Source organism: Sphingobium tyrosinilyticum, assembly GCF_042654265.1.
GTDB classification, from domain to species: domain Bacteria; phylum Pseudomonadota; class Alphaproteobacteria; order Sphingomonadales; family Sphingomonadaceae; genus Sphingobium; species Sphingobium tyrosinilyticum.
Genome location: NZ_JBHSFZ010000010.1, coordinates 1 through 16920, shown reverse-complemented (window position 1 = coordinate 16920; position 16920 = coordinate 1). Strand labels below are relative to the sequence as shown.

At 61.8% G+C, this 16920-nt stretch carries 15 protein-coding genes; 8 read left to right on the top strand and 7 right to left on the bottom strand.

Annotated features, from left to right (window positions below):
* Nucleotides 1–40 precede the first annotated feature (40 nt).
* Complete coding sequence (locus ACFO3E_RS07170; protein ID WP_380803499.1) at nt 41–355, top strand: hypothetical protein; 315 nt, start codon at nt 41–43, stop codon at nt 353–355.
* Between the two features lie 41 nt (nt 356–396).
* On the opposite strand, the gene ACFO3E_RS07165 is transcribed toward ACFO3E_RS07170, so the two are convergent.
* Nucleotides 397–1245: a SirB1 family protein gene (locus ACFO3E_RS07165; RefSeq protein ID WP_066529575.1), complete on the bottom strand. Its 849-nt coding sequence runs from the start codon at nt 1243–1245 to the stop codon at nt 397–399.
* Between the two features lie 56 nt (nt 1246–1301).
* Between ACFO3E_RS07165 and ACFO3E_RS07160 the strand changes: the two genes are divergently transcribed.
* The 4 genes from ACFO3E_RS07160 (at nt 1302) to ACFO3E_RS07145 (ending at nt 5220) form a co-directional block, all read left to right on the top strand.
* On the top strand, nt 1302–1565 hold the full coding sequence (locus ACFO3E_RS07160) for a hypothetical protein (RefSeq protein ID WP_380803510.1): 264 nt from the start codon (nt 1302–1304) through the stop codon (nt 1563–1565).
* Nucleotides 1566–1796: 231 nt separating this feature from the next.
* Entirely contained in the window at nt 1797–2543 is a 747-nt protein-coding gene (locus tag ACFO3E_RS07155) for an SDR family oxidoreductase (protein ID WP_066529572.1), read from the top strand.
* 260 nt (nt 2544–2803) lie between these two features.
* Nucleotides 2804–3787 carry a TerC family protein gene (locus tag ACFO3E_RS07150; RefSeq protein ID WP_380803496.1) on the top strand — a complete coding sequence of 328 codons (984 nt, stop codon included), beginning with the start codon at nt 2804–2806 and terminating at the stop codon, nt 3785–3787.
* Nucleotides 3788–3918: 131 nt separating this feature from the next.
* Nucleotides 3919–5220, top strand: coding sequence for an MFS transporter (locus ACFO3E_RS07145; RefSeq protein ID WP_380803493.1), 1302 nt, complete (start codon nt 3919–3921; stop codon nt 5218–5220).
* A gap of 154 nt (nt 5221–5374) precedes the next feature.
* Here the strand turns inward: ACFO3E_RS07145 and ACFO3E_RS07140 are convergent, their stop codons facing one another.
* Together ACFO3E_RS07140 and ACFO3E_RS07135 are read right to left on the bottom strand one after the other, a co-directional pair.
* Nucleotides 5375–6397: an alpha/beta hydrolase fold domain-containing protein gene (locus tag ACFO3E_RS07140; RefSeq protein ID WP_380803491.1), complete on the bottom strand. Its 1023-nt coding sequence runs from the start codon at nt 6395–6397 to the stop codon at nt 5375–5377.
* A gap of 5 nt (nt 6398–6402) precedes the next feature.
* Entirely contained in the window at nt 6403–7932 is a 1530-nt protein-coding gene (locus ACFO3E_RS07135; protein ID WP_380803489.1) for a carboxylesterase/lipase family protein, read from the bottom strand.
* 274 nt (nt 7933–8206) lie between these two features.
* On the opposite strand from ACFO3E_RS07135, the gene ACFO3E_RS07130 reads away from it, so the two are divergent.
* Complete coding sequence (locus tag ACFO3E_RS07130; RefSeq protein WP_066529552.1) at nt 8207–8497, top strand: hypothetical protein; 291 nt, start codon at nt 8207–8209, stop codon at nt 8495–8497.
* An 82-nt stretch (nt 8498–8579) separates the two neighbouring features.
* On the opposite strand, the gene ACFO3E_RS07125 is transcribed toward ACFO3E_RS07130, so the two are convergent.
* The 4 genes from ACFO3E_RS07125 to ACFO3E_RS07110 are packed head-to-tail and all read right to left on the bottom strand — an operon-like array spanning nt 8580 to nt 13213.
* Nucleotides 8580–9368 (bottom strand): DeoR/GlpR family DNA-binding transcription regulator, encoded by a 789-nt coding sequence (locus ACFO3E_RS07125; protein WP_380803486.1) that lies wholly within the window; start codon nt 9366–9368, stop codon nt 8580–8582.
* 19 nt (nt 9369–9387) lie between these two features.
* Entirely contained in the window at nt 9388–10632 is a 1245-nt protein-coding gene (locus ACFO3E_RS07120; RefSeq protein ID WP_380803484.1) for an MFS transporter, read from the bottom strand.
* On the bottom strand, nt 10632–11783 hold the full coding sequence (gene lldD, locus ACFO3E_RS07115) for an FMN-dependent L-lactate dehydrogenase LldD (protein ID WP_380803482.1): 1152 nt from the start codon (nt 11781–11783) through the stop codon (nt 10632–10634). The genes ACFO3E_RS07120 and lldD overlap by 1 nt, the downstream gene beginning before the upstream one ends.
* An 11-nt stretch (nt 11784–11794) precedes the next feature.
* Nucleotides 11795–13213 carry an FGGY-family carbohydrate kinase gene (locus ACFO3E_RS07110; protein WP_380803479.1) on the bottom strand — a complete coding sequence of 473 codons (1419 nt, stop codon included), beginning with the start codon at nt 13211–13213 and terminating at the stop codon, nt 11795–11797.
* A gap of 89 nt (nt 13214–13302) precedes the next feature.
* Between ACFO3E_RS07110 and ACFO3E_RS07105 the strand changes: the two genes are divergently transcribed.
* Nucleotides 13303–15414: a bifunctional rhamnulose-1-phosphate aldolase/short-chain dehydrogenase gene (locus tag ACFO3E_RS07105; RefSeq protein WP_380803477.1), complete on the top strand. Its 2112-nt coding sequence runs from the start codon at nt 13303–13305 to the stop codon at nt 15412–15414.
* A 22-nt stretch (nt 15415–15436) separates the two neighbouring features.
* Nucleotides 15437–16729, top strand: a complete 1293-nt coding sequence (gene rhaI, locus ACFO3E_RS07100; RefSeq protein ID WP_380803475.1) for an L-rhamnose catabolism isomerase — start codon at nt 15437–15439, stop codon at nt 16727–16729.
* Nucleotides 16730–16920: the final 191 nt, after the last annotated feature.

Below are 16920 nucleotides of genomic sequence, written 5' to 3'. Positions count from 1 at the left end.
ACGGTTGAGCGGATGTGTTTGACGGCAAGAGGGAAATATCATGAAAAGAGCATTTCTGGCGGCCGGAATGTTCATGGCAGGCACGACGCTGTCCGCTTGTTCGGAAAAGGCCACCGACCGCATGGAAAATGCAGGCTCTGCGATCGGCAATGACATGAGCGGCGCGGTCGATGAAGCAGCAGATAAGATCGACAATGGCCTGAATGATGCGGGGCGCGTGATCGACGAAGGCGCAAACAGGTTTGACGCTGCGACCGGCAATGCCGCACGGGACGCCCGGCGAGAAGTTGGCGAAGCGAAGGAGGATGTCGGCTCCGCCATGGAGCGCACCGGGAACGACCTCAAGAAAGACTGATGATCAGGCTGCAGGCTGCTGAGGAGCAGACCTAGTCCACATTAAACAGAAGACTGGCCCGCAAGCCGCTCTAGCGCTGCAGCTATGTGGCTGCGGCGCTCAGGGTCTCGGGTGATCTCCAGCATCGCGCTAAGGCTGGCGCGGGCGGCATCCACTTCGCCGTGAACCAATTGCAGCCGCGCGAGCGTCCACCATCCAGCGCCATGTTCGGGCGCGACGATCGTCATACGCTCATACAGCGTGCAAGCTCGCCAGCTGTCGCCAGCCTGCTCGGCTCGTGTTGCCTGATTCAACAGCAGGCGCACAAGGGTCATCCGGTTTGACATGGGTTCCAGATATAGGCCGCCAGACGAGGTGAGGGCCTTGGATGTCTGCCCCAGCAAGGCAGCCAGCTGGTCCGGTTGAACCAGCGCCCCTCGATTGAAGGGATCTATCACCGCTCGGTCGCTGTCGGGACCCAGGCTGACCAAGACATGGCGCGGCGTATTGAGCGGGTAAGCCGTCCACCCCATACGCCGGGCCGCCGCAACATAAAGGATCGACAGGCTGACCGGCAGGCCACGCCGCCGGTCGAGCACGCGGATCATGTCGGCGTTGAGCGGCGCGTCGTAGGCTGATCTGTCGCCCGCGAAGTCAAAGCGGGTGCCGAACACGCGTGAGAGCAAAGCCCCCTGCACCTCGCCAGATTGCGATCCGTCCTGTCCTGCAGCGGCATTTTCCGCGTTCACAGTGGCGCTGATTTGACCGAGCAGATCGAGATAGGGTTCAAGATCTACCCCTTCATGGTCGAGGCCGCTTAATGCGAGCGCCGCGCTGTCGAGTTCGATCTCCTCATCAGCGAGCAGACCGATATAGGCGATATTTTCATTTGTGGGTGCAGCATAATCCATTCATCCAAGATGGTGTCGATTGCGCCGCTTTCCACCGGGCGTGGTACACAAGGATGATGGTGAAGCGGAAGAAACGATATCTCACAGCGACGATGGCCGACGGATATGTGAAGAGAATCGGTCCGACGGCCGACCCGTTCACCCATTATTGGCGGATCGTTGCCGAACTGGAGAATGGCAGGACCGAGGTCTTCTGGGGCCACGTCAAATCCTTGGCTGAGGCGAAGAAGAAGCGCGCCGCTGCTGACGGTGCGTCGAGGACGCGGGGCTGGCGCAGCTTCATGTTCGAAATAGCCGAACTGGTTGAAGGGCCGGTGTGACGGTTACGGTCGCCTTAGGTTCAAGCTGTTTCCAGCGTTCCTGCGCCGGTTCGTGACGGCAGGGCCGGACAGGCCATCCCTTTCGCAACCGCGCGATCGGCTACTCGCGCCCGCGACTTCCACTCGGCGCCCAATATTGGTGTACTGAGACTGGACTTGCAATCCGGCTGTCAGGCATGACCGTCCAAGCATAACCCAGCGGACTCGGGTTGGTATTCAGGAGGCGGCAGCATGGGCAGATTTAGTGGCAAGTCGGTGGTCATCACTGGGGGATCGAGCGGCATCGGCTTAGCGGCGGCGCGGCGCATCGTCGAGGAGGGTGGTGCGGTACTCATCACAGGGTCCAATGCAGCGAGGTTGGAGAGTGCAAGGGAGCAGCTTCCGGCACTTCACATATTGGTGAATGACGCGTCCAAGCCCGAAGCGGCGCAGGCGCTGGCAGAGGAAGCCGGGCGATTGTTCGGCACTATCGATGCGGTGTTCCTGAATGCCGGTGTGGGAGCAGGAGCGCCGCTTGGCCATTTGACCCCTGATATTTACCGCCAGCTCATGGACATCAATGTCGGCGGGCCGTTGTTCGGGACGCAGGCGCTGGCGCCGATCGTTTGCGATGGTGGCTCCATCCTGATCACGGCCTCGATCGCGAAGGATAAGGGGATGCAAGCCAGCGCGCTCTATTCGGCCACGAAGGGAGCAGTGCGTTCGCTGGTGCGGGGTTTCGCGCGCGAACTGGCGCCGCGGCGCATCCGGGTCAATGCGCTAAGTCCTGGACCGATCGAGACGGACTTCTTCAATCGTCTGGGCTTGCCGGAGGAGCATGCCTCCATGGTCACGCAGCAGATCGCTGCGGGCAATCCGCTCGGCCGGATGGGCACGGCCGAAGAAGCCGCCGCCGTCGCGACTTTCCTGCTGTCCGACGAGGCGAGCTATGTGACGGGCTCAGACTATTATGTCGATGGTGGCGACGCGCAGCTATAGAGCTGGGTTGATCGAGACGGTGCTGCTGGGAGGCAGCGCCAATTTTAGCGAATTGCAAAATAAAATAGCGAATTGTTGAAATCTTCGGCTGGCGGTCTAAAATCGGGATCGCGGACCGGGCCCCTCTGGCGCGCTATCCTTGGCGCGTGATGTCGGACCGCATCGGATGATCCGATGCGAATGGCAGGGTAAAAGGTCCAGCTTCTTTTTCGCTTCTGATCCTCCGATCAACATTAATGTTGCACTGGAGGAGCGTTTTCATGGAATTCCTATTTGCAGACTGGCTGGGAACCCCTGCCTGGTTCTGGCTGGTTTTCATCGTCCTGGTTGTCGCCTTGACCGCCTTTGACCTGGGTTTCCTGCACAAGGAGAACCGGGAGATCGGCATTCGCGAAAGCCTGGGCCTCTCGGCCTTTTACGTCAGCGTGGCGCTGCTGTTCGGCGGGTGGATATGGTTCGCGCGCGGAGCCGAGCCGGGGATGCAATATTTCACCGGCTTCTTCATCGAAAAGGCGTTGTCGATCGACAATGTGTTCGTGATCAGCCTGATCTTCTCCTATTTCGCGATCCCTGCGCGCTACCAGTATCGCGCGCTGCTGTGGGGCATCGTTGGGGTCATCGTGCTGCGCGGCCTGATGATCGGCGGCGGCGCGATGCTGCTGCATGAAGCCTATTGGGTACTCTATCTTTTCGCCGCCTTCCTGATTTTCACCGGCATCAAGATGCTGTTTTCGGGCGATGCGCCGATGGACATCCAGAAAAACCCGGCGATCAAGTTCATCGCCACCCATGTCCGCATGACGCCCGATCTGCATGGCGAGCATTTCTTCGCCCGTATTGCCCACCACAAGACGGGCAAGATGGTGCTTGCCGCCACGCCATTGTTCCTGGCGTTGGTGGTGATCAACTTCGCAGACCTGCTCTTCGCGGTGGACAGCGTCCCGGCCATCTTCGCCATCACCACGGACACGTTCATCGTCTATACGTCGAACGTCATGGCGATCCTGGGCCTGCGGGCGCTTTATTTCGCGCTGTCAGCGATGGTTCACCGCTTCCACTATCTCAAATATGCGCTGGCCCTGATCCTGGTCTATATCGGCGCGAAGATTTTCGTGGCCGATTTCCTGCTGGGCGGCGACAAATTCCCGCCGGTTCTGAGCCTGGGCGTCACCTTTGCGTTGCTCGCAGCGGGCGTAGGCTGGTCGCTTTGGAAGACGCGGCAGGAGCAGCGCAGCCTAGCGTGATCTCCGGGCCGGGGTGGTACATCTGCCCCGGCCTTCACGCTGCCCCTTGTTCATCCCGTCCTTCCGCCTCTATGCAGTCGCCTGGAGCATGAAGGGGAGGGGCCATGCCAACCGGATCAGCCACGAGGACTATGACGAGCGCGCAACCCGACGTTAGCCGGCGCGAATTGCGAACTGTCGTGGGCGCCAGCCTGATCGGTACGATGATCGAATGGTTCGACTTCTTCATCTACGGCGTTGCATCAGCTCTGGTCTTCAACCGATTGTTTTTCCCGTCTTTTGATTCGTTAACGGGAACGCTACTGGCCTTTTCCACCTATGCGCTGGGGTTCCTGGCGCGGCCGCTGGGCGGGGTGGTCTTCGGCCATTTCGGTGACCGGATCGGACGTAAAACGCTGCTGATGATCAGCCTGCTCACCATGGGCATATCGACGACCGCCATCGGCCTGCTTCCTACCTATGAACAGATTGGAGCATGGGCCCCTATCCTGTTGATCCTGCTGCGCTTGTTACAGGGGTTCGCGGTTGGTGGAGAGTGGGGCGGCGCGGTGCTGATCGTGGCGGAGGTCGCGCCACCGGCGCAGCGCGGCTTCTGGACCTGCTGGCCACAGGTCGGCGCGCCAGCGGGCAATCTGCTTGCCGCCGGTGTGTTCGCCGCGTCATCCGGGTTGCTGACGGAGGCGGACTTTATCGCCTGGGGCTGGCGCATTCCCTTCCTGATGTCCGTCGTCCTGGTGCTGGTGGGCTGGTGGCTGCGGCGCGCCGTTTCGGAAAGCATGGTCTTCGCGCGCGAGGCAGCGGAAGGCGGGGTGGAGCGTTTCCCGGCGATGGAAGCGATCAGACGCAAAGGGCGCGCGCTGTTGACCGGCGCGGGCCTGCGTTTCGGAGAGAATATCTGCTATTATGTCATCGCCACCTTCTCTATCACCTATTTCACCGAAATTCGCGGCGGCGATCGATCGCTGGTGCTAAATGCCGTGCTGATCGGCTCTGCAGTGGAATGTATGACGATGCCGCTGTTTGCGGCGCTGTCCGACCGGATTGGCCGGAGACTGGTCTATGGCGCGGGGGCGGTATGCGTCGCGGCCTGGTTCCTGGTCTTCTTCACATTGATGGATCGGGGCAGTTTGTGGAGCGTAGGTCTTGCCATCACCGGCGCGATGGTGGCGCACGGGGCCATGTATGCACCACAAGGCGCGGCGATCACTGAACTTTTCCCGACGCGCCTGCGCTATTCGGGGGCGAGCATTGCTTATCAGGCCACCTCGATCCTTGCAGGGTCGCTGGCGCCGATCATCGCCCTTTCGCTCTACAAGGCGAGCGGCGGCACCGCGCTGGTCGCCGCTTATGTGATCGGCAGCCTGATGCTTACCATCGTGGCGGTGATCGCCGCGCCTGAAACGCGCGGTGTGGATTTGCATGAGGTGACTTGAGGATCGCCGGGACATGGTGCGTTGGACGGGAGGATCATATGCAGCGCTAATGCTTCGATATGGGTCTTCGACTTCGCTCAGCCCCTACTCAGCACGTACGGCTTATATTTTTGGGCAGGTTGTTGGAGCAAAGGACATGCCCCGTCCAACCAGCTCAGGGTGAAGGGAGAGGGGTGCCTGATCTCCTCGGTTCGCTCTTACGCGCTGACGTCAGTCGATTTTCGAAAAAGGCCAGCGTCTCCGAGAGCGCCTTCATATTAGCGCGATAAGTATCCTCATCGGTCTTGCCGACAAAGCCATGATCGACAGCGGGAATATAGATAGCTGTCACCGGCACCTGCGCCGATTTCAGCGCCGCCTCAAATTGCTGCGTCTGGGAGACCGCGACCAGCGTATCGGCTTCGCCGTGGATCAGCAGCATAGGCGGGTCCCGGCTATCGACGTAGGTCACCGGACTGGCGAAGGCGAGTACATCGCGGGAACAGCGCCCTTCACAGCCGAAATAAGGGGCGGGACCCGTCTGCCCCGGCGGTGTCGGCACGGTCGCGAAATCGTGGACGCCATACCAGGATACACCCGCCTGGACGCAATCCGAGATCTGCGTGAGGTCCGGCGCATCGCGATCGGCTGGCGGTTCGAGCTTCGCGACGCCGCAACTGGTGGAGGCAAGCGCTGCCAGCTGACCGCCAGCCGATCCGCCGAAAATGCCCACCCTCGCCGGATCAATTCCATATTCCCTGGCGTGGAAGCGCAGGAAACGAATGGCGGTCTTAACGTCCTGAATGGCCGCGGGGAACGCAGCCTCGCCATCCAGCCGGTATTCGACGGACGCAACAGCAAAGCCGTTCGCTGCGAACTGCGCCAGAACGGCTGGGAAATCCTTGATCGGGCCGCCATGCCGCTTTGTCCCCGTCATCCACGCGCCGCCATGGACATGGACGATCAGCGGGAGCGGAGCTTTGCGGGTATGGGGGCGATAAAGATCCAGCCGCAGCGGCCGGTAGTGGGGGGGCTGGCTGTAGATGATGTCGGCGCTTGCGCGTACGCCATGGGGAAAGCGGGCGGCGGTTTCGGGCCAGGGGGCGGGACGCTGCCGCCCAACCTCAAACTGGAGCGGCGGAGGCGCAGCGGCGGTCAGGGCGAGCAGGGGCAGGATTGGGGGCCAGCCTCTCTTCATCACAATCATGGGAGTTTTTGACCGGTGCGTTCGGCCCAGAGCTTCCACCAATAGGCGATCTGGGTAGCACGGAAATTCGGCGTCACGGTCGTCTTGCTGTCGATCAGCAAGGGGCCGCGATGTGCACCCTTATATTGACTCCATTGCGGCAAGCCGGAGCCGTTGGGATTGCCGGTCTTGATGAAATTTGTCCAATAGCCCTGCATCATGGCGGCCAACCTAGCGTTCTCCGCGCCCTGTGACGCCTTTGCCGCGCCCAGCGTATAGCCGAAGTCCGCGCAGTGTGGCGCGCCTGCTACCTTGCCGCGCTCGGCCGTGGGCACATAGGCGAAATAATAGGACCAGCTGGGTTGCCAGCGCGCCGCGAGGCCCGCCGTCGCGGTCGCCGCCGAAGTGAAGATGAAATCGGTCTGCACCTGCCGCAGCAATTCGGCGGGGCTGAGCTTGGTCGCCGGATCATAGATTTTTCGCACAGCGGCCACGTCGATGCCGAAGCGATCTCTCAGCGCCTTCTCGTCAAAGCCCATCAGGCCGAAAATGCTCGCCTCATTGCTGGTCGATCCAGCAATATAGGGGACGCGGGCGATGTCGCCCTTTGCGAAGGCGATGGCGGTTTCCTGCGGGATCATCTCGCCATCGACCACTGCGCCAAAATTGGGCGGGCCGGGATCGGCGGCCATGATCGCGGCGGGATCGAGCCTGCGCAGGGCCGTTATGGCTTGACCGCCTTCGCCGGTTACTCCGGCGCGGGCAGCGAATGCGACGCCTTCCCGTTCCGCCTGCGCCTGCGGGCGGGTGGCGTTGTTGATGCCGCCGCCTGAATGTGCGCTGGCTCTTGCGAACAAGCCCCGTGATTTGGGCGAGGTCATGAGGGCATTGATGCTCGAGCCGCCAGCCGAGCAGCCCATGATCGTCACCTTGTCAGGATCACCGCCGAAGCGGGCGATATTGCTGTGGACCCAATTCAGGCCGGCGACCTGATCCATCAGCCAATAGTTGCCGGTCGGCGCTCCCGGTTGTTCAGCGCGAAGGCCGGGGTGGGAGAAGAAGCCGAGCCGTCCCAGGCGGTAGTTAAGCGATACGACCAATATGCCGCGCTCATTGTAGGCGCGGGCAGCATCGTCGAACAATTCCGCCCCTGATCCGACGAAGAATGCGCCGCCGTGGATCAGCACGAGGACGGGCTTCTTGCCGCTAAACGAGGGGGTGGCGACATTGATCGACAGGCAGTCTTCGCTCTGACGTTCGCTGCGGTAATCGGGCCTTTCAGGCTGCGGGCAAATCGGTCCGAATTGCGACGCGTCGAAGGATGCAGTCCAGGGTAGGGCAGGGCGAGGGGGCGTCCAGCGATGATCGCCGCCGGTCGTCTGGGCGAAGGGGATGCCCTTGAAGATGCCGCCTGCGCCCTGAGCCACGCCGCGCACTGGCCCGGATGCTGTTGTAACCACTGGGGCTTGGGCAGCTGGAGCTGCGGTAAGAGCGCTGCCTATCAGCGAAAAGCTGGCCATGCCCGCCAGATATCGTGTCGCTCTCACCCTTGCCTCTCCCTGGAAGAAGGGGTGGTGACCCATTGGTCTGCCGCCCGCCGCTTTATCCCATTCCAATATGCTACGAATTATATACCATGGTATAGCTTTGGCTAGGGGCGGGAGAAGTGTGTGTCAATGCACATCTGTTGGAGGGCGGCGATGAACAAGTTCTTGGTGGAAAGTTTATTCGTCGTTGCGGCTCCTTACCCTGCTGAACAGACGGGCCTCGGGAACAAGGCGATGACCTAGTTGTTCAATGTGGGTCAGGAGGAGCTTGATTATGGCTGAAGTTCATAGAGATCCCTATACCGGTGACCGTACCGTTGTTCACAAGAGCCGGGGCGGGCGGACGCTCGCGATCGTCGTGATTTTGATTTTGGCGGTTGTCGGCATCTTGTTTGCTACCGGCTTCTGGAAGGCTGACGTGTCCGGCGGCGATGTGCCGGAGGTCAGCGTGAAGGGCGGCGAGCTTCCCAAGGTCGATATGGACTCCAAGGAAGTTGTCGTCGGCTCCAAGAAGGAAACGGTCGATGTTCCCACCGTTGGCGTGAAAGACAACGGCGAAGAATAATAACAGTCGGTGGACGAACTATCAGGGCTGAATATCATCCATGCCTCCGTGGCAGCGTATGATATTCAGCCCTTTTCGTTGCTTAAGCCTGGACGACGATGACCTGCGGACCCGCTTTTTCCAGCATCGTAAGCGTTTGCGGCTGAACAGCTTTGTCCGTGACGACGATGTCCACCTCATCCAGGCCGCATACGATAGCGCCGGACGACGAGGTGAACTTGGAGCTGTCCACGAGAAGTATGACCTGCTCCGCCCGATCAATGAGGCGGCGTTCGGCGGCGACCAGGATGACGTCCTGCTGCATCACGCCCTGGGGCCCGACCGCAGCCGCGCCCATGAACAGCTTTGGCGCATGAAAGCGTGGCATGGATTCCTCGCCCGCCGGGGCCAGGATGATATTCTGTTCGCGGAAGAGCGTGCCGGAGGGAAGCAGGATCTGCGTGCCGGACTGCGGCAGCAGCGCGTTGGCGATGTGCAGCGAATTGGTGAGAACGGATAGGTCCAGCCCGCCGATATGCGGGCACATTTGAAGCGTGGTCGTGCCCCCGTCGATCATGATGCCTTCGCCATGCTGGCACAGTTGAGCCGCGGCGCGGCCGATCGCCTGTTTCTGCGCCAGATGTTCGGTGATCGACTGGGCGAAAGGGGTGCCCGCAAGGCGGGCCGCGCCCTCTGGCTTGCCCCCATGGCGCTCGGTGAGCTTGGCGCCGCCACGGACGCGGTGGATCACCCCTTCTTCCTCCAACCGGGAAAGATCCCGGCGGATGGTGGCCGGGGACGCTGCAAGCCGCGATTCAAGGTCGCGATAGCTGACGAAGCCGTTCGGGCCCATCGCTTCGATGATCAGCCTTTCACGTTCCGTGGCGTGCATCGTCCCTAACCCCCCTCAATCAAGCAGCCTGCCGTTCAGCTTCCAACTGCTCCAGCGATTTGCCTTCGTTACGCGGCGCCCAAAGCGTGCCGATCAGGCCGCTTATGACGAGGAAGCCCGTCAAAATCCACGCCAGCGTCGTGAAACCCGTAGCGCTGAGCATCGGGACGAAGAAGCTGAAAATGCCGAGGCTGATCCGCACGATGGCGAAGCACAGGCCCTGCGCCGTCGAACGGAGCATCGTCGGGAACATTTCCGAACTCCAGAGCTGGAAAAAGCTCTGCGCGCCGAAACCGCCGCCGAATTGCAGCAGGAAGACGTAGAGGATGGCGATGGGGATCGTCAGCGGAAAGACGGCCAGCAATGCCATGCCGATAACCTGGATGATGGCCGAGATCGCGAACAACGTGCGCTGGTTCACCTTGTCGGCATAGCGCATGAACACAAGGCCGATGGACGCCATACCGATGAAGAAGGAAAACGCCTGAATGGCGACAGACTGCGTCTGGGTCGCAGCGCCCACGGTGCGCAGGATATAGGGGAAGAAGAAGCCGTTCGTCCCCGCCCACAGATTCCAGAACCCATACATGCCGACCAGACCGAGGATGGACGCGAGATATTTGGGCTGAAACAGCGTCGATACCGGCAATTTGACGACGCCTTCCGCCTGAGCCGCTTCCCACCGTTCGGACTCCTTCATACGCGAGCGTAGGAAGGTGAGGCCGAGAGCGATGACCAGCAGATGAGCAAAGACGATGCGCGCGCCCAATTCGCCAAGGCCCGTTAGCGCCAGGCTGAGCAGCAGGACGACGACCGGACCCAGATACCAGAGCACCTGCGCAACGCCGGAATGTTTCCCGCGCCGGTCGTCGGGAGCCTGTTCGGCGATGAGCGACCAGGAAGCGGGGATGTCAGCACCGACGGCGAGGCCGACGATGAGGAAGCCGACGACGATCATCCAGGGCGCGAAGGCGAAGACCAGCATCGCCATGCCCACGGCATAGACGAGCATGTCCCATTGGTAGATCTTTTTACGGCCGAGCTTGTCGCAGAGCCGCCCGCCAATATAGGCGCCGACGCCCGCGCCGATCGCGTTCGGGCCGAAAGCGCCGATCAGGCCGATAAAGTCGTTCGACAGCTTATAATGTTCCTGCCACAGCGCGAGGGCAGCCGAGCCGGCAACGATCGAGCCCGCATCGATATAGTTGGCAAGACCTGCGAGGATCGTGTCCCGCCAATTGTCCTTCTGTGCTCCGGCACTCATTACATGTCCCTCCCGGCCAAAATGCTCTGGTTTATATCGGCGATCTTGCAGGATCCGGTGAGCGCCATCGCCACGCGCATCTCCGCTTCGATCAGTTGCAGCATCTTCGTGACGCCCGCTTCTCCCTGCGCGGCGAGCGCAAAGGCCCAGGCACGGCCGAGCAGCACGCCCTTCGCGCCCAGCGCCAGCATGCGGACCACATCGAGCCCCGAGCGCACGCCCCCGTCCACCAGCACGGTGAGCTTGTCGCCCACGGCGTCTGCAATGGGGGGCAGGGCGCGCGCGGTCGATAGCACGCCGTCCAACTGACGCCCGCCATGATTGGAGACGACGATACCGTCCGCGCCCAACGCCGCCGCTTCGCGCGCGTCTTCGGCATCGAGAAGGCCCTTGATGATCAGTGGGCCTTTCCATTCGGAGCGGATGAAATCCAGGTCGCGCCAGTTGATCGACGGATCGAAATTGTTGCGCATCCAGGCGAAGAAATCCTCGATGCCGGTCTTGCCCTTCAGCACCGGGGCGACATTGCCCAGAGTATGAGGGCGGCCGCGCACGCCAACGTCCCAAGCCCAGTCCGGCTTCATCGCGGCCTGCGCCGCACGCCAGATCGCGCCCTTGAGGCCGTCCGCTCCGGCAAGGCCGCTATGATAGTCGCGGTATCGGGTGCCGGGGACAGGCATATCGACTGTGAAGACGAGGGCCGAGCAGTTGGCCGCGGCCGCCTGCGCCAGCAGATCCTTCATGAAAGCGCGGTCGCGGATCATGTAGAGCTGAAACCAGAAGGGCTTCGTTGCCGCACGCGCGACTTCGCCCAGCGAGCAAGCGCCGACCGTCGAGAGGGTGATGGGAATGCCTGCGCCCTCGGCCGCACGAAGCGCCTGACATTCGCCACGGCGGGCGTTGAGACCGGCAAGACCGATCGGGGCAAGTCCAACCGGCAGCGCCTGTTTCTGGCCGAACAATTCGGTTGTCAGGTCCATGCTGGACACATCGCGCAGCACCCGTTGGCGCAGCGCGATATCCGACAGTTCGCTGACATTCTTGCGCAGCGTGACTTCGGCATAGGAGCCGCCGTCGATATATTCGAAGAGGAAACGGGGCAGGCGGCGGCGGGCGGCTTCGCGAAAATCGGCGACGCTGGCTATCGGCATGGGACGGATCCTCAAAGGGCGGGCTCACTGATCCCGGCCAGCCACCGGGAACGGTAAGACGAGATGTCTTCATCAAGCGGCTGCACGACGCTGAGCGAGCCTTGGGGTTTGAGCGACGGGTCGATCAGGCGCAAGGCGCCGAAGGACACATCATTATGCGCGTTGGCGGTATAGACGGCCATGTCCGGTCGCAGGGATGCAAGCGCGCGGACGAATACCTCGGCATCGGCGAAGCGGCCTTCCACCAGCAAGCGGTCGCGCGCGCCGATGAGGTTCAGCATCGTCTCGGCGACCAGCGCCGCATAGAGGCACACGGCGGCGCGCCGTTCGTACCAGTCTTCCGGGTGCGCGACCCAATTGCCCCTGCTTGTGGGATAGGGGCCAAAACCGGGCGCAAGGGTGGGCAGCAGCATGGCGCCTTTGCGCAGCAGCTGCGGTACGGCGGCCAAGAGGGCGGGTTGATCGGGTTTGATATCGACACGGCGCGTGTCAAATTCGATCACCGTTTCAATCTCGCGCCCGCCCATGAAGCGGGCCGAAGGCACCGGACAGCCATAGGCATCGACATTGACCAAGCAATCGCGCCCTTCGGCGAGCGCACTCGTCGCAACCTGCTGCGCGGGCAGGCGCATCGCGATGAACCAGGTGCCGGTGGAAAGAATGGTCGAATCGCTATGCGCAATTTCATCGAAGCCGCGCGCCGCGAGAAGAGCTGCATTGGAGTCGTGAAGGCCCGTGAGGATTTGGATGTCGGGCGAGAGGCCGGTACGCTCCGCAAGCTCCGGCCGCAGGGCACCAAGACTGTCCTCCGCCTTGCGGAGCGGAGCGAAGCGCGACGCCCAGCCCCTGCGTTCAGCCAGAGGAGAGAAGCGCGACGCATCCGGCGACCAAAGGTCGCTGTGACATCCCAGGCTGGTGACTTCCGTCGCCGCCACGCCGGACAGGAACCATGCCCAATATTGCGCCCAGGGGAGGAGGGTGGCCGCAGCCATTTCGGCCGGATAAAGCTGATCCAGCCAGAAAAGCTGAGAACCGATATTGAGGCCGTCCGGCAGGGCGGGCGACCCCGTCGCTGCAAAATTGTCGCGCTCTAGCCGGTAAGCCGCCATCACCTCTTCAGGGATCGCCTGCTCGTAATCGAGCGGGGGGAAGGCGAGTTGGTCCCGCACAAGCGCGGCCACGCCTGCGCCGTGAGCGACGGGCACAATATATTGAGCTCCGTCAGAGGCGTATTTGCCGAGTGATTCGATGAGCCATTCTTCGATACCCGCCGTGTCCAGGCGGCGCGCGCCGCCGTCCGTCCGCACCTGATTGGGGCGCACCTGGCGGTCGAGTATCTGGCCGTCCCGCGACCATAAAGAAACTTTGCTGAGCGTTTTGCCGATATCGACGATGATAGCGAAACCGCGGTTCAGCGTGCCCTCCGGCATGATGCTTTTCTCATATTGTTTGATCGAATATGATCGTTTAATAACGCAAAGGATTGATAAGGAAAAGCGCAAATGATAATGGGAGCGCCATGAACATGCAAAATTCAGTCTCGTCGGCGGCCATACCCTTTGCCGTCCCCACAAGCCGCTGGGATGATGGCATTGCCGCCACGCTCAGTCCCGCCGAACTGCTTCTGTACCGATCGAATCTGCTCGGTTCGGATCTGACGGTGACGAATTTTGGAGGTGGCAACACCTCCGCTAAGATTCAGGAAACCGATCCGCTGAACGGCGAGCAGGTCCAGGTCCTGTGGGTCAAGGGTTCGGGCGGCGATATCGGATCGATGAAGCTGGACGGTTTCTCGACCCTCTATCAGGAAAAGCTGCTGGGCCTTGAAAAGCATTATGGCGGGCCGGATGATGACGACAAGATGGTCGGTTACCTGCCGCACTGCACGTTCAACCTGAATCCGCGCGCGGCATCGATCGACACGCCGCTGCACTCGCTGCTGCCCTTTGCCCATGTTGACCATGTTCACCCCGACGCGATTATTGCCCTGGCTGCTTCTTCGGGTGGCGAAGCCGCGACCAAGGAGATCTGGGGCGGCAAGATCGGCTGGCTTCCCTGGAAGCGCCCCGGCTACACGCTGGGCGTGCAGCTGCGCGACTTCGTGAAGGCCAATCCGGGCGTCGAGGGCGTGATGCTGGCGGGCCATGGCATCATCTGCTGGGCCGACACCGCCAAGTCCTGTTATGAGCATACGGTCCAGCTGATCGCCGACGCGGCCAATTATCTGAACACGAAACTGGGCGAAAAGCCTGCCTTTGGCGGTCAGGTCGTTTCGCCCAATCCGGATCGCGCCGCGATCGCGGCCGACCTGATGCCCCGCCTGCGCGGTCTGATGACCGGCGGACGCACCAAGGTCGGCCATTATTCGGACGATGCTGAAGCGCTGGAATTTGTGGGTTCTGCCGAGTTCCTGCGTCTTGCTGCGCTGGGCACCTCCTGCCCGGATCATTTCCTGCGCACCAAGATCGCGCCGTTGCCGCTCGACCCGGCGAAGCTGCGGGATGACGCTTATCTTGCCGAGCAGATCGCGGCCTATCGCGACATGTATGCGGCCTATTATGAGCGCTGCAAGCGATCCAGCTCGCCTGCGATGCGCGACGCCAACCCGATCGTGGTGCTGGTGCCGGGCGTGGGCCGCATCACTTTCGCCGGGGACAAGACGACGGCGCGTCTGGCCGGTGAGTTCTACGGCAACGCCATCAACGTGATGCGCGGGGCCGAGGCGATCGGCAGCTACATCGCGCTCGATGAGCAGGAAGCGTTCGACATCGAATATTGGTTGCTCGAAGAAGCCAAGCTGCAGCGCATGCCCAAGCCCAAGCCGCTGGTCGGCAAGATCGCCCTGGTGACGGGCGGTGCGGGCGGCATCGGCGCTGCGACCGCAGCGCGCCTGCTGTCGGACGGCGCATGCGTGCTTCTGGCAGACCGTGACGCCAACGCGATCGAGGAAGTGCGGACGGGCTTTGCCAAGCAGTTCGGCAAGGATGTGATCCGCGCCGCCGTCTGCGACGTGACCGACGAAGCGCAGGTGCAGGCCGCATTCGACGATTGCGCCCGTGAGTTTGGCGGTCTCGATATTCTGGTCGCCAATGCTGGGATCGCGTCTTCAGCGCCGATCGAGGAGACCACGGTCGCCCTGTGGCGCAAGAATTACGACGTGCTGGCCGAGGGCTATTTCCTTACCGCCCGCGCCGCCTTCCCGCTGATGAAGCGGATGAAGGAGCAGGGCGGCGCGTCAATCGTCTTCATCGGTTCGAAAAATGGCGTTGCCGCCGCGACCAACGCGTCGGCTTACGCTTCGGCAAAGGCCGCCGCCAACCATCTGGCGCGCTGCCTGGCGCTGGAGGGCGCGCCCTTCGGCATCCGCGTCAACACGGTGAACCCAGATGCGGTCATCAAAGGCAGCAAGATCTGGGACGGCGACTGGCGCAAGGAACGCGCTGGCGCGCATGGGATCGACTCCGGCAAGGAACTGGAGGAACATTACCGCCAGCGCTCGATGCTGAAGCGCGACGTGCTGCCCTCCGACATCGCCGAGGCGGTTTACTTCCTGGCGGGCGACACGTCGGCTAAGTCGACCGGCAACATGATCAATGTCGATGCGGGCAATGCCCAAGCGTTCACGCGCTGATCGGCGAGGAGAGGTTAATATCATGAGCAACCTGCCCATTTCCGCCGAACTGATCGCGGAAGCCAACGCCCGCGACGCGCAAGCGCTGGAAGAGGATTATGCCGCGCTCGGCCGCAAGCTGTCGCGCACCGGCATCGACATCGATGCGATCAAGAACCGTGTCACGGGCTTTTCCGTCGCCGTGCCCAGCTGGGGCGCGGGGCGGGGCGGCACGCGGTTCGCAAAGTTCCCGATCGCGGGCGAGCCGACCAATATCCATGAGAAGCTGGAAGATTGCGCCGTCATCAACCAGCTGAGCCGCGTCACGCCGCGCGTTTCGCCGCACTTTCCATGGGACAAGGTGAGCGATTACAAGGGGCTGCGCGAGGAAGCTGAGAGCCTTGGTCTGGGTTTTGACGCGGTCAATTCCAACACCTTCCAGGATCAGCCGGGACAGGCACAGACCTATGCGACCGGTTCGCTGTCCTCGACGGTGGAAGCGACCCGCCAGCAGGCTGTCGAACATAATATCGAGTGCATCGAGATCGGCCGCCAGCTGGGCTCGACTGACCTGACGGTTTGGGTAGGCGACGGCACCAACTTTCCCGGCCAGCAAGACTTCGCCCGGAGCCTCGACCGTTATCTGGAGGCGGCGAGCCAAGTTTATGCCGCACTGCCGGACGATTGGCGGATGCTGTTGGAACATAAGATGTTCGAGCCGGCCTTCTATTCGACGGTGATCTCGGACTGGGGCTCGTCGATCCTCGCCGCGCAGGAACTGGGGCCGAAGGCGAAGTGCCTGGTGGATCTCGGCCACCATGCGCCCAACGTCAATATCGAGCAGATCGTGGCGCGCCTGCACCGCTTCGGCAAGCTGGGCGGCTTCCACTTCAACGACAGCAAATATGGCGACGACGATCTGGACAGCGGTTCGATCAACCCGCACCAGCTGTATCTGGTCTTCAATGAGCTTGTCGAAGCCGAACTCAATCCGCGCGATGGGTTTAACCCCAGCTATATGATCGACCAGTCACACAATGTGACCGATCCGATCGAATCCATGCTGTCGTCGGCCGAGACAATCACGGCCTGTTTCGCCAAGGCACTGCTGGTCGATCGCGAAGCGCTGCATGCCGCGCAGGAAGGCAATGACACGATGATGGCGTTCCAGGCGCTGCGCCGTGCCTATAATGTCGATGTCGCGCCGATCATCGCCAAGGCGCGCGCCGAAGCCGGTGGCGCGATCGATGTGTTGGCGGCTTATCGTGACAGCCAATGGCGTGAACGCAAGGCTCAGGAACGTAAGCCCGTGGGTCTGGGCGCGGGGATCGTCTGATTCGGTGATTTTATCGGGCGCTGCTCGCCGGCGGCGCCCCTTCTCACTTCCCTACTGACTTAACATAATGATTATTATCAAACCGAAATTTTGTAAGCGCCATTTAGAAATGTCACCCTCTGCAAATTAGAGATGTCACTGGTGGCATGGTGCTCCCTGGATGCAGGGAGTACGCGGATGACGGTGGTATC

Bases quoted from the DNA above. Each gene is read 5' to 3' on its own strand.
- ACFO3E_RS07170 (WP_380803499.1), top strand. From the start codon at position 41: ATGAAAAGAGCATTTCTGGCGGCCGGAATGTTCATGGCAGGCACGACG.
- ACFO3E_RS07165 (WP_066529575.1), bottom strand. From the start codon at position 1,245: ATGGATTATGCTGCACCCACAAATGAAAATATCGCCTATATCGGTCTG.
- ACFO3E_RS07160 (WP_380803510.1), top strand. From the start codon at position 1,302: ATGGTGAAGCGGAAGAAACGATATCTCACAGCGACGATGGCCGACGGA.
- ACFO3E_RS07155 (WP_066529572.1), top strand. From the start codon at position 1,797: ATGGGCAGATTTAGTGGCAAGTCGGTGGTCATCACTGGGGGATCGAGC.
- ACFO3E_RS07150 (WP_380803496.1), top strand. From the start codon at position 2,804: ATGGAATTCCTATTTGCAGACTGGCTGGGAACCCCTGCCTGGTTCTGG.
- ACFO3E_RS07145 (WP_380803493.1), top strand. From the start codon at position 3,919: ATGACGAGCGCGCAACCCGACGTTAGCCGGCGCGAATTGCGAACTGTC.
- ACFO3E_RS07140 (WP_380803491.1), bottom strand. From the start codon at position 6,397: ATGAAGAGAGGCTGGCCCCCAATCCTGCCCCTGCTCGCCCTGACCGCC.
- ACFO3E_RS07130 (WP_066529552.1), top strand. From the start codon at position 8,207: ATGGCTGAAGTTCATAGAGATCCCTATACCGGTGACCGTACCGTTGTT.
- ACFO3E_RS07125 (WP_380803486.1), bottom strand. From the start codon at position 9,368: ATGCACGCCACGGAACGTGAAAGGCTGATCATCGAAGCGATGGGCCCG.
- ACFO3E_RS07120 (WP_380803484.1), bottom strand. From the start codon at position 10,632: ATGAGTGCCGGAGCACAGAAGGACAATTGGCGGGACACGATCCTCGCA.
- lldD (WP_380803482.1), bottom strand. From the start codon at position 11,783: ATGCCGATAGCCAGCGTCGCCGATTTTCGCGAAGCCGCCCGCCGCCGC.
- ACFO3E_RS07110 (WP_380803479.1), bottom strand. From the start codon at position 13,213: ATGCCGGAGGGCACGCTGAACCGCGGTTTCGCTATCATCGTCGATATC.
- ACFO3E_RS07105 (WP_380803477.1), top strand. From the start codon at position 13,303: ATGAACATGCAAAATTCAGTCTCGTCGGCGGCCATACCCTTTGCCGTC.
- rhaI (WP_380803475.1), top strand. From the start codon at position 15,437: ATGAGCAACCTGCCCATTTCCGCCGAACTGATCGCGGAAGCCAACGCC.